This window comes from Burkholderia sp. AU33803 (genome assembly GCF_002223095.1).
GTDB lineage: Bacteria > Pseudomonadota > Gammaproteobacteria > Burkholderiales > Burkholderiaceae > Burkholderia.
Genome location: NZ_NKFJ01000004.1, coordinates 389,262 through 400,752, shown reverse-complemented (window position 1 = coordinate 400,752; position 11,491 = coordinate 389,262). Strand labels below are relative to the sequence as shown.

Below are 11,491 nucleotides of genomic sequence, written 5' to 3'. Positions count from 1 at the left end.
ATTCGCGGGGGCACGGGCTATCGGCTCAGGCGCCGGTACAGATTATCCGCCTTGCCCCAGATGGTGCCCCTGACACGATCGAGTTCCGTCTGCGCGTCAGCCAGGCTGGCAGTGAGCCGCCCTTCCCGGTCGGCTGCGGCACGCAACTCCGCTTTCGCGTGCTCGAGTTCCGTGGCGACACGTTCGTGCTCTGCACGCACCTGATCCAGTTCGGCAAGCGCACGGTCGCGCTCACCTCGAATCAGCAGTTGAAACGTCGCGGCGCCTGCAGCCGCCTGCGCGTTCGCCGCCGGTGCCGGCGCCGAACCATCGTACTCGCCCTCCGGCTTCGACAAACGCTCGCGAACGGCGGCAAAAGCCTGCGGCGACCACCCGGACGCGAGTCTCGTGACGAACGCGGTCAGTTCGCCATTGAAGAACAGATGCGGCGGAATCCTGAACGTGTCCTCGTGACGGTCGTACACGCGCAGCATCTCAATCAGCTCCAGGAACCGCCGCCAGTCGCCGTCAATCTCGAAGAAGCGCCCGACGAACGACTCCATGCTCTTGCGGAGCAGGTCGAAGCGCTCGATCCGCTCGAGGTACGGATGCACGACGCCGCCGGAGATATCCGCATACTCCCACATCAGCGCATCGCGATTGCGGTGCGTCACGTTGCCACCGTGCGCACGGTAAAGGAGGAGCGCGTCCTTCATCACATGAAACCGGGCGCCACCGGCAAGCGAACGCAGCCAGAAATCCCAGTCCGGCGAGTAGGTCAGGTCCTCCCGGAAAAAGCCGATCCGGTCGTGCGTGGACCTCCTGATCAGCACGGTCGAATGGCACAGGTGGTTCTCCCACACCCAGCTGTCGGGCGCGTTCAGGTCGAGATCCTGATTGAACCACGGCGCATAAAAGCATTTGTCGGGGTCGACCGGCTGGCTCGATGCATCGATTTCCGCCATGAAGCTGCCGCAGATATCGACATCCGGATGGGCGTCCATGAACGCAACCTGCGCCGCAAGCTTCTCGGGCACGAACACGTCGTCGGAATCCAGGCTCGCGATGAATTCACCGGACGCGAGACGCAGCGCCGTGTTGTACGCCGCGCACGCGCCCTGGTTGCGCTCCTGGCGCACCGCGCGAATCCGCGGATCATCGAACTGCTGGATGACCTCCCAGGAATCGTCTGTCGAACAGTCGTCGACAATGATCAGCTCCCACGACGCGTACGTCTGGGACAGCACCGACCGGATCGTCTCCCCGATGAATCTGCCGTAGTTGTAAGACGTCGTGAGAACGCTGACACGCGGCCGCGAATCCCCGATCGAATAATTATTGTTTGCCATTGCAGATGTATTGAATGATGTCGACGATGCGATTCGCCCCGTCTTCCCCAAGCTCGCCGTACAGCGGCAACGCGAGTACTTCGCGCGACACTCGCGTCGCAACCGGCAAGCGCCCGGGATCGGCGCTCGGCAGCGCGCGATAGCAATTGTGCTCACTACATAGCGGATAGAAATAGCGCCGCGAAAATACGTTGAACTGCTTCAGCGTGTCGTACAACCGGTCGCGCGACACGCCGCATGCCTGTGCGTTCACGCGCACGATGAAATACTGCATGCTGTGGCCAACGTTCGGAGGCAGGCGGAAGCATGTGATGCCTGGAATCTCGTCCAGGCGACTCAGGTAAACCTGTGCAACGCGCTGCCGCGCGGCATGCTCCGCGTCGTAATGGGCAAGATTGACGAGACCCAGTGCCGCCTGTACTTCGTTCATCTTGCCATTCGTACCCGGCATGATGACTTCGGTCTCGTTCAAGATTCCGAAATTCTTCAGCAGATCGACGCGCCGCTTCATCGCCTCGTCAGCCATTGCCAGCCCGCCGCCCTCGGCCGAGTGAAACAGCTTCGTCGCGTGGAAGCTGTACATCGTCGCATCGCCGAACTCGGCGACCGGCTTGCCGTCGATTTCCGTGCCGAATGCGTGCGCGCCGTCGTAGAGCACTTTGACACCGTACTGCTCACGAATGCGCTCAAAAGCCTTCACGTCGCACGGCATCCCATACACGTGCACGCCGAGCACACCCGTCGTGCGCGGCGTGATCAGCGCTTCGGCCACGGCAGGGTCAATGGTCAGCGTTTCCTCGTCGATGTCGCAAAACACCGGCGTCACGTTGTTCCAGTGCAGCACATGCGGCGTCGCGGGAAACGTGAACGGCGTCGTAATGACTTCACCGGCGAGCCGCAGCGCCTGGCAGGCGACGAGCAACGCGCTCGTCCCGTTGTTGAAAAGCGAGAAGTGCCGTGCACCGAGCCGCTTCGCGAGCGCCGCCTCCAGCTCAACGTGCTTCGCACCGCCATTCGTCAGCCAGGCGCTGTCCCAGATGTCTTCCAACTGCGACGTGAACTCGCCAAGCGGCGGCAACATCGGTTTCGTCACATAGATCGGACTGGCGAAACCATCCGGCTTTTGTCTCATAGGGCGCTCCTGATTGATTCCTCGTGCGGATCCGCACGCGCCGGCCCCGGCGCCGGATCCACTACCGGCCAACGCTGCGTCAGGCCACCGTCTTCGACAACAGCCGCGTCTGGACCTTGTTGTCGAAATGTACGGCGCCATAAAGCGGCAGATAGGTGCCGCGCGAGACGTTGAATTGCACGGCGATCGGCACATGATCGCACGTGTCGACCTGGCCAATGCTCAAGTCGGTCGGCACTGACGTGGCCGCGCTGATGCTGTAATCGCCGCCGCGCAGCGATACCTTGAACGTCCAGTCGACCACGTGGACTTCACCCGCGTGCACGTCGTACAAATGCGCGTGCTCGAGGCCGGTGTCCGAGTACGCGATATCGAAACCGTTCTTGTCGCGCAGGTGATAGCCGAATGCCAGCAGCGGCAGATCTTCCTCGACGCTCACGATCATTCTCAGCGTCACGGTGTCACCGTAGGTAACCTGGCGTGTCGCGCGCCCCTGTTCGTTCAACAACTGCACGTTGACGAAGCTTGCGCGGCCATTGCGGATCCGCTGGAACGCCGCCTGCTTCTGGAATTCGTCCGCGCCGTCGTTGAGATCGGCATCGAGCTCGGCGATCTGCGTCGACGGCGCCTCGTCGTCGGCAATCACGTGCTGCTTCTTGCGGACATAAGACGAGTAATACGACTCGATCACATGGTCCGTCGATCCGACAGCAAGCATGTTGCCGTGATCGAGCAGGATCGCGCGGTTGCACAGCGCCTTCACCGAACCGGGGTCGTGGCTGACGAACAGCAGCGTCGTGCCCCGATCCATCAGCTTCTTCATCACGGCCATGCACTTCGCCTGGAACAGCGCGTCACCGACCGACAGCGCCTCGTCGACGATCAGGATGTCCGGATTGACGTGGATCGCGACCGAGAATGCGAGGCGCACGTACATGCCCGACGAGTACGTCTTCAGCGGCTGGTTGACGAAATCGCCGATCTCGGAGAAATCGACGATGGCCGGATACTTCTCTTCCAGCTCTTCCTCGCTCATCCCGAGAATCTGGCCGTACAGCATCACGTTTTCGCGACCGGTGAACTCGGGATTGAATCCCGACCCGAGTTCGAGCAGCGCGGCAACCTTGCCGTTCGTTTCGACTGTGCCGGCGCTCGGCGCGAGCGTCCCAGAGATCACCTGGAGCAGCGTGGACTTTCCCGAGCCGTTGTGACCGACAATCCCCACGGTCTCGCCGCGCGCGATATCGAACGAGACATCGCGCAACGCCCAGAACTCCCGGTAATACTGCTTGCGGGAGCCGAACAGCATCTGCATCAGGCGTGCACGCGGGTTATCGTAAATATGAAAGACCTTGCTCAGATCCTTCACGCTGACTGCAAGATCAGAGGACATCTGCGAATCCTTTCCGCGTGCGATTAAACCATTGGTAGCCCAGTACCGCGACGCCGATACTGACGATCATCATCACCGACACACCGGTCCAGCTCGGCACGGTTCCAAAGATCACGACGTTGCGGCTTTGCTCGATGACGAACGCGATCGGATTCATTCCGACGATATGCTGGTAACTGGCCGGCAGTGAGCTCACCGGATAAAACACCGGCGTCAGGAACATCAGCACCGTCGTCACGAGCCCGATCGACTGCCCGATGTCCTGGATGAACACGCCCAGCGACGCCAGGAACCAGCAGACACCGAGGGTGAACAGGATGAACGGCAAGACGATCAGCGGGAAATACAGGATCGTGAGATGCACCTGGAAACCCAGCACGAGCATCGCGAGCACCAGCACGCAGAAGCTGATCGCGGCATGGAACAGCGCGACGAGCAGCGCGACGACAGGCAGCACCTCGAGCGGAAACACGACCTTCTTCACGTAGTTCGCGTTACTGATGATCAGTGATGGCGCACGGTTCACGGCTTCCGAGAACACCTGGAACATGATCATCCCGACGAACAGCACGACTGCAAATTCCGTCTTCGAATCAGATCCGGTATTCCAGCGTGCCTTGAAAATCACGCTGAACACAAACGTGTAGACGGTCAGCAGCAGCAACGGGTTGAAGAACGACCACAGCAGGCCGAGCACCGAGCCGCGATATCGGCCGACCACTTCGCGGCGCGCCATTTGGAGGATCAGGCGGCGATGCCGCCAGATAGGAAGTGATGGTTGAATGATTTCCCGCATGACAATCTCTAGCTAAACCATGCCGCACGAACGACTCGGCATGTAGTGTGATGTGCGCCGCCCGGATCGGGCAGCATCAGGCATCGAACAGTTCCGCGAGGACGAGCGCAAGCCCGTCCGACCACTGCGGTCGGTGCAATCCGAAACGCTCGTCGAACCGCGTGTTGTCGAGCACCGAGAAGGTCGGACGCGGCGTCTTCGCCGGATACTCGGCTGCGGGGATCGGCTTCACTTCCCGGACAGACAGGCCTGTCTGTGGGGACAGGCTTCTGGCGCCGGCAAAAATGGCTTCCGCGAACGCGTGCCAGGTCGTCGAGCCTTGCGCCGTCATGTGATAGAGGCCGCTCGCGAACGATCCCGCCCGCCGCTCGACGAGCGCTTGCGCCGCCGCGTGCGCGGTCAGGTCCGCAATCATGCGCGCGCTCGTCGGCGCGCCGAACTGATCGCTGACGACCGACAGCATCTCGCGACTCGCACCCAGCCGAAGCATCGTGCGCAGGAAATTCTGGCCGCGCGACGCGTAGACCCACGACGTGCGGAACACGAGCCAGTCGCCGCCGGCGTCGGCAATCACCTGTTCGCCGGCCAGCTTGCTCGCGCCGTAAATGTTCAGCGGGCGCACGTCGTCGCTCTCGGCATACGGCGTCCGCTTGCTCCCGTCGAACACATAGTCGGTCGAGAAGTGGATCAGTAATGCGCCACGCTTCCGGGTGGCGCGCGCAAGCGCGCCCGCCGCATCGCGGTTGATCGCAAATGCAATGTCGGGTTCGTCCTCGGCGCGATCCACCGCGGTATAGGCAGCCGCATTGACCACGAGATCGGGCGCGAGCGCGTCGACATATGCAGCGACGGCCGCCGCATCGCCGAGATCAACGACTTGACGTGTCGCGGCTACCACCTCGCCCAGCGGTTGCAGCGCACGCACGAGCTCCCATCCGACCTGCCCGTTCGCCCCCGTCACGAGAATCTTCATGCGTAGGTCTCCAGATCCGCCAGCACGGTACCGGCGAGATCCTTCGGTGCGATCACCGGAGCGCCGTCGAGCGGCCAGTCGATGCCAACGTGTGTGTCGTTCCACAGCAGCACGCGCTCGAATTCGGGATACCAGAAATCGGTCGTCTTGTATTGAAATGTCGCCGCCTCGGACATCACCAGAAAGCCGTGCGCAAATCCGGCAGGCACCCACATCTGCAGGTGATTTTCCGCGGACAGAACGCTGCCGACCCATTTGCCGAACGTCGGCGAAGAACGACGCAGATCGACGGCGACGTCGAACACCCTGCCTTCGACGACGCGGACCAGCTTGCCCTGCGCATGACGGACCTGATAATGCATCCCGCGCAGCACGGACTTGACCGAGCGCGACTCGTTGTCCTGAACGAACTCGACATCCGCAACCTGCTCACGGAATTCCCGCTGATTGAAGCTCTCGAAGAAATACCCGCGAGCGTCGCCGAAGACCTTGGGCTCGATCAGCTTGACGTCTGGAATTGCCGTGGAAGTTACCGTGATTGCCATAGAATCTTGTCCGTCAGTAGGTTCTTCAGATATTGCCCGTACGCGTTCTTGGCAAGAGGCGCGGCAAGCGTCAGCAGGCGCTCGGCATCGATCCAGCCCATTCGGTAAGCAATCTCCTCGGGGCATGCGACCACGAGGCCCTGGCGCTTCTGCAGGGTCGCGATGAAAGCTGCAGCCTCCATCAGCGAATCGTGCGTGCCCGTGTCAAGCCATGCGTAGCCGCGCCCCATGATCTCCACCTGCAGCTTCCCTGCCGCGAGATAACGGGAATTGACGTCGGTGATTTCGAGCTCGCCGCGCGCTGACGGCTTGATGTCGGCCGCAATGTCGCACACGTCGTTGTCGTAGAAATAGAGGCCAGTCACGGCGTAGCGGGAGCGCGGCTGGGCCGGCTTCTCCTCGATCGACATCGCGCGCATCTGGTCGTCGAATTCGACGATGCCGTAGCGCTCCGGATCCTGCACGTGATAGGCAAAGACGGTCGCGCTTTCGGTACGCCCATTCGCCGCGTGAAGCTGCTTCGCGAGATCGTGACCGTGGAAGATGTTGTCGCCGAGAACCAGTGCGCTCGGATCGTTGCCGATGAAGTCCCGCCCGATGATGAACGCCTGCGCGAGCCCGTCGGGCGACGGCTGAACCGCGTACTGCAGGTTCATCCCCCACTTCGAGCCGTCGCCCAGCAACGCCTCGAAGCGCGGCGTGTCCGCCGGCGTCGAAATGACCAGCACGTCGCGAATGCCCGCGAGCATCAACGTCGAAAGCGGGTAGTAAATCATTGGCTTGTCGTACACCGGCAGTAGCTGCTTCGACACCGAGTGGGTAATCGGGTACAGCCGCGTGCCCGAGCCGCCGGCGAGAATAATGCCTTTACGTGCCATCGATCAGCCCCTCACGTGCGTTGCGCATAGTTCGTTTCGACCCACTTGCGGTAATCGCCGGACGCGACCTCGTCCACCCATACCTGATTGTCGAGATACCAGCGCACGGTTTTCGCGAGCCCCGTCTCGAACGTCTCGGCCGGCTTCCAGCCGAGCTCGCGCTCGAGCTTGCGCGCATCGATCGCGTAGCGGCGGTCATGGCCGGGACGATCCTTCACATAGGTGATCTGGTCGCGATACGATCCCGTCGCCTTCGGCCGCGCCGCGTCGAGCAGATCACAGAGCGTGTGCACGACGTCGAGGTTCTTCTTCTCGTTCCAGCCGCCGATGTTGTACGTCTCGCCCGGCACGCCGCGCGCAAGCACTTCGCGGATCGCGCTGCAGTGGTCGCCGACGTACAGCCAGTCGCGCACGTTCTGGCCATCGCCGTAGACCGGCAACGGCTTGCCCGCGAGCGCGTTCGCGATCATCAGCGGAATCAGCTTCTCCGGGAACTGGTACGGGCCGTAGTTGTTCGAGCAGTTCGTCGTGAGCGTCGGCAGACCGTACGTGTGGTGATACGCACGCACCAGGTGGTCGGAGCCGGCCTTCGTCGCCGAATAGGGGCTGTTCGGGGCGTAAGGCGTCGTTTCCGAGAACTGGGGATCGGTCGCGGACAGCGACCCGAACACCTCGTCGGTCGACACGTGCAGGAAGCGGAACGCCTCCTTGTCCGCATCGTTTAGGCCGTTCCAGTGCGAGCGTGCCGCTTCGAGCAGCGTAAACGTACCGACGACATTGGTCTGCACGAAATCGGCCGGCCCGTGGATCGAACGATCGACGTGACTCTCGGCCGCAAAGTGGATCACTGCGCGCGGCTTGTGCTCGGCAAACAGCGCGTCGAGTGCCGCACGATCGCAGATATCGACACGAGCGAACACATGATCCGGATTCCCGTCGAGCGGCGCCAGCGTACGCAGGTTGCCCGCATAGGTCAGCTTGTCGACGTTGAGCACGGCCTCATCGGACACATCCATCCAGTCGAGTACAAAATTGGCACCGATAAAACCCGCGCCGCCGGTAACCAGGATCATGAAACACCCTCTAATAATAATGTGCGGCGCGCCTGGCAGGCGCTCATCGCACTTCTTGTCATGTCACAGTGGCCAAGTCTCGGCCGATCAGGCCCGGCATTTTAACCGGTCGCCATACGAGCAAAGTCACGAGATGTTAATTTCGGAGTGAAAATGTCAATTATAGGAATCCAGCCGGTGCCAACTCCATGCTGCTAACAACTTGATACAGCGCGAGGCCCTTTGCGCCACGAAAAATAGCATGCCTGGCGGGCCGCCCGATGTGGATCAGCCGTTGCGCCAACGTATATTCATACGATTTTCCCCAGTTCACCTCGTTTCGGTACGATCTGACCCTCATGCTTCCTGCCCCCATCGCCATCGGCGACATCCAAGGCTGTCATTCCGCTTTCCAGTCTTTACTCGAAAAGCTTTCAGCCCCCGCCGACACGCCGCTGTGGATCGCCGGCGACGTCGTCAACCGCGGCCCGGATTCCCTCGCCTCGCTGCGCGCACTCGTCGACCTCGGCCCGCGCGCGACGGTCGTGCTCGGCAATCACGACCTGCACCTGCTAGCGGTCTCCGCCGGCCTGCGCACCGAGCGCCCGGGCGACACCATCGGCGAGATCCTCGACGCGCCCGATGCCGATGCGCTGCTCGACTGGGTCCGCCACCGCCCGTTCGTGCATGCCGAGAACGGGATGCTGCTCGTCCATGCGGGTGTGCTGCCACAGTGGGATGCCACGCTCGTGCTCGAACTCGCCGACGAACTCCAGCGCGCGCTGCGCGCGCCCGACTGGCGCGACACGCTGCAGAAGCTGTACGGCAACGAGCCGAATCAATGGAGCCCTGATCTGAAGAAACGTGACCGGATGCGCGTCGCGTTCAACGCGTTCACGCGCGTGCGCTTCTGCACGCCCGACGGTGCAATGGACTTCAAGGCGAACGGCGGCCCCGACAGCGCGCCGCCCGGCTACCTGCCGTGGTTCGACGTACCGGGGCGCCGCACCGAGGACGTGACGATCGTGTTCGGCCACTGGGCCGCGCTCGGCCTGATGGTGCGCGAGAACGTCGTCGCGCTCGATTCGGGGTGTGTGTGGGGTAACCAGCTGTCGGCCGTACGGCTGACGGCCGATCCGGCGCAGCGCACGGTCACGCAGGTGCAGTGCGATGCGTGCCGCGCGCCGGGCGGCGAGTGATTAAAGGCTGATTCGCGTCGCCGGGAAGCGCGTCACCCCTCTCGCCCCGGCACCGGTGCGTCGGCCGCCTCATGCCCAGCCGCGCCGGCGCCAACCTCGGTCGCCGGATACGCATGTTTGGCCAGTTCCGCGAGCGACTCGGCCGTCGGTTTGCCAACCTTCGCCTGCAGCTTCACGAGCGCAGCCCCGATCGCATCGCGCGCCGCCGCGGACGTCGCCCGCCGGTCGCCGCCCGGTGCAATCGGTTCACACACATAAAGGTGCGCGACGAGCGGCCCGCCGCGCAACACCATGTCGAGCGACGTGCCCAGCGCCAGTTCGCCCGTATAGGCCGGCGCAACCGACTGCCGCCCCTGCGCATCCTCGTACATCAGGCAGATCGGCTGCACCGCGCAGCCGGCCGACACCGCGGCCTGGAACAGGTTCGCGTGGAACGGCAGCAGTTCCTGCCCGTCGGTCGTCGTCCCTTCCGGGAACACGCACATCAGCCCGCCGTTGCGCAGGCGCTCGGCCATCTCGTGCATGACGCGCATCGCCTCGGTGCGCTTCTCGCGCTGCAGGAACACGGTGTCGAGCTTCTCGGCGAGCCAGCCGACCACCGGCCACTGCCGCACCTCGGCCTTCGACACGAACGGCGTCGGCCGCCACGCGTTGACCGTGTAGATGTCGAGCCACGACACGTGATTGCCGACCACGAGCGCACTCGCGTCGAGCCGCGCGCTGTCGTTATGGACGACGAGACGCATCCCGCAGATCCGCAGCAGCTTGAGCGACCAGCGGCGTATCAGCTCGGCGCGGCGCGCCGGCGTGACGTGCGAAAAACGCAGCGCGACGATCACCATGCCGCGCAACAGGTGGAAAACGAGACGCAGCTTGCGAAGGGCAATCATGGCGATAGTCCGGCGTGGTTCAGGAGCGCTCGAACGCGATCCGCCCGGCCACGAGCGTCGCGCGCACGGTGGCCGGCAGTTCGTAGCCGAGGAACGGCGAGTTGTGGCCCTGGCTCTTCAGCGCACGCGGCTCGACGCGCCAGTGCGCGCGCGGGTCGAATACGCACAGGTCGGCCGCGCCGCCTTCGGTGAGGCGGCCGGCCGGCAGCTTCAGCACGTCAGCCGGCGCGGACGTGATGCGGCGCAGCGCCTGCGCGAGCGGCGTACGCGTCTCGTCGGCCCACTTCAGCGTCAGCGACAGCAGCAGTTCGAGCCCGGTCGCGCCCGGCGTCGCTTCGCCGAACGGCAACAGCTTCTCGTCGTCGTCGACCGGCGTGTGGTCGGAGCAGATCGCATCGATCGTGCCGTCGGCGAGCGCCACGCGAATCGCTTCGCGATCGCGCTCGCTGCGCAGCGGCGGATCGAGCCGGAACTGCGAATCGAAGTAGCCGATGTCGACGTCGATCAGATGCAGGTGATTGACGCCGACGTCGCAGGTCACGGGCAGCCCCTCGGCCTTCGCCTCGCGCACGAGCGCGAGGCCGGCCGCCGACGACAACCGCGCGAGGTGCACGCGTGCGCCCGTCACGCGCATCAGTTCGAAAATCGTGTGCAACGCGATCGTCTCGGCCGCGACCGGCACGCCGGACAGCCCGAGCCGCGACGCCAGCGCGCCGCTCGCGGCAACACCGCCGCGGCCGATGAACGCGTCTTGCGGGCGCAGCCACGTGGTGTAGCCGTAGGTGCTCGCGTACTGCAGCGCACGCAGCAGCACCTGCGTGTCGCGCACCGGCACGTTGGCGTGCGTGAATCCGACACAGCCGGACTCGGTCAGCGCGACCATCTCGGTGATCACCTCACCCTTGAGGCCGACCGTCAGCGCGCCGAGCGGGTGCACGTTCGCCTGGTGCAGATTGCCCGCACGGAACTTGAGCATCTCGACGAGGCCCGGCTCGTCCAGCACGGGGTCGGTATCCGGCGGGCACACGAGGGTCGTGACACCGCCCGCGACGGCCGCGGCCATCTCGGACGCAAGCGTCGCCTTGTGCTCGTAGCCGGGCTCGCGCAGCCGCGCGCACAGGTCGACGAGGCCGGGCGCGACGATCATGCCCGCCGCGTCGATCGTGTTGTCCGCGTTGAAACCGGCCGGCGCCGCCGTGCCGAGCGCGGCGATCTTGCCGTCCGCGACGAATACGTCGGCCTGCTGCTCGGTGCCGGCGACCGGATCGATCAGCGTGCCGCCTTTGATATGAATCTTCATGCGCT

11 protein-coding genes are annotated in these 11,491 nt (G+C 63.8%); 1 reads left to right on the top strand and 10 read right to left on the bottom strand.

Translation table 11 applies throughout. The features are described from left to right. Positions 1-17 precede the first annotated feature (17 nt). The 8 genes from CFB41_RS04230 to rfbB form a co-directional block, all read right to left on the bottom strand. A complete protein-coding gene (locus tag CFB41_RS04230) occupies positions 18-1,379 on the bottom strand; it encodes a glycosyltransferase (RefSeq protein WP_256940840.1) in 1,362 nt (453 codons plus the stop codon). Next, positions 1,315-2,460, bottom strand: a complete 1,146-nt coding sequence (locus tag CFB41_RS04225; RefSeq protein WP_089439379.1) for a DegT/DnrJ/EryC1/StrS aminotransferase family protein — start codon at positions 2,458-2,460, stop codon at positions 1,315-1,317. Before CFB41_RS04225 ends, CFB41_RS04230 begins: the two co-directional genes overlap by 65 nt. A gap of 79 nt (positions 2,461-2,539) precedes the next feature. Further along, positions 2,540-3,853: an ABC transporter ATP-binding protein gene (locus tag CFB41_RS04220; RefSeq protein ID WP_089439378.1), complete on the bottom strand. Its 1,314-nt coding sequence runs from the start codon at positions 3,851-3,853 to the stop codon at positions 2,540-2,542. After that, on the bottom strand, positions 3,843-4,649 hold the full coding sequence (locus CFB41_RS04215; protein ID WP_089455712.1) for an ABC transporter permease: 807 nt from the start codon (positions 4,647-4,649) through the stop codon (positions 3,843-3,845). The genes CFB41_RS04220 and CFB41_RS04215 overlap by 11 nt, the downstream gene beginning before the upstream one ends. Positions 4,650-4,725: 76 nt before the next feature. Then, positions 4,726-5,622 carry a dTDP-4-dehydrorhamnose reductase gene (rfbD, locus tag CFB41_RS04210; protein ID WP_089455711.1) on the bottom strand — a complete coding sequence of 299 codons (897 nt, stop codon included), beginning with the start codon at positions 5,620-5,622 and terminating at the stop codon, positions 4,726-4,728. Next, on the bottom strand, positions 5,619-6,167 hold the full coding sequence (rfbC, locus tag CFB41_RS04205; protein WP_089455710.1) for a dTDP-4-dehydrorhamnose 3,5-epimerase: 549 nt from the start codon (positions 6,165-6,167) through the stop codon (positions 5,619-5,621). Before rfbC ends, rfbD begins: the two co-directional genes overlap by 4 nt. Further along, the gene (gene rfbA, locus CFB41_RS04200) at positions 6,152-7,045 is read right to left on the bottom strand and encodes a glucose-1-phosphate thymidylyltransferase RfbA (protein ID WP_089439374.1); all 894 of its coding nucleotides are present in this window, start codon (positions 7,043-7,045) and stop codon (positions 6,152-6,154) included. The genes rfbC and rfbA overlap by 16 nt, the downstream gene beginning before the upstream one ends. A gap of 11 nt (positions 7,046-7,056) precedes the next feature. Then, positions 7,057-8,118, bottom strand: a complete 1,062-nt coding sequence (rfbB, locus tag CFB41_RS04195) for a dTDP-glucose 4,6-dehydratase (protein ID WP_089455709.1) — start codon at positions 8,116-8,118, stop codon at positions 7,057-7,059. A gap of 338 nt (positions 8,119-8,456) precedes the next feature. On the opposite strand from rfbB, the gene CFB41_RS04190 reads away from it, so the two are divergent. Beyond that, a complete protein-coding gene (locus CFB41_RS04190; protein WP_089440361.1) occupies positions 8,457-9,296 on the top strand; it encodes a symmetrical bis(5'-nucleosyl)-tetraphosphatase in 840 nt (279 codons plus the stop codon). Positions 9,297-9,328: 32 nt separating this feature from the next. Here the strand turns inward: CFB41_RS04190 and CFB41_RS04185 are convergent, their stop codons facing one another. Together CFB41_RS04185 and CFB41_RS04180 are read right to left on the bottom strand one after the other, a co-directional pair. Further along, positions 9,329-10,186, bottom strand: coding sequence for a 1-acyl-sn-glycerol-3-phosphate acyltransferase (locus tag CFB41_RS04185; RefSeq protein ID WP_089455708.1), 858 nt, complete (start codon positions 10,184-10,186; stop codon positions 9,329-9,331). Between the two features lie 19 nt (positions 10,187-10,205). Then, positions 10,206-11,486, bottom strand: coding sequence for a dihydroorotase (locus tag CFB41_RS04180; protein ID WP_089455707.1), 1,281 nt, complete (start codon positions 11,484-11,486; stop codon positions 10,206-10,208). Between the last annotated feature and the right edge of the window lie 5 nt (positions 11,487-11,491).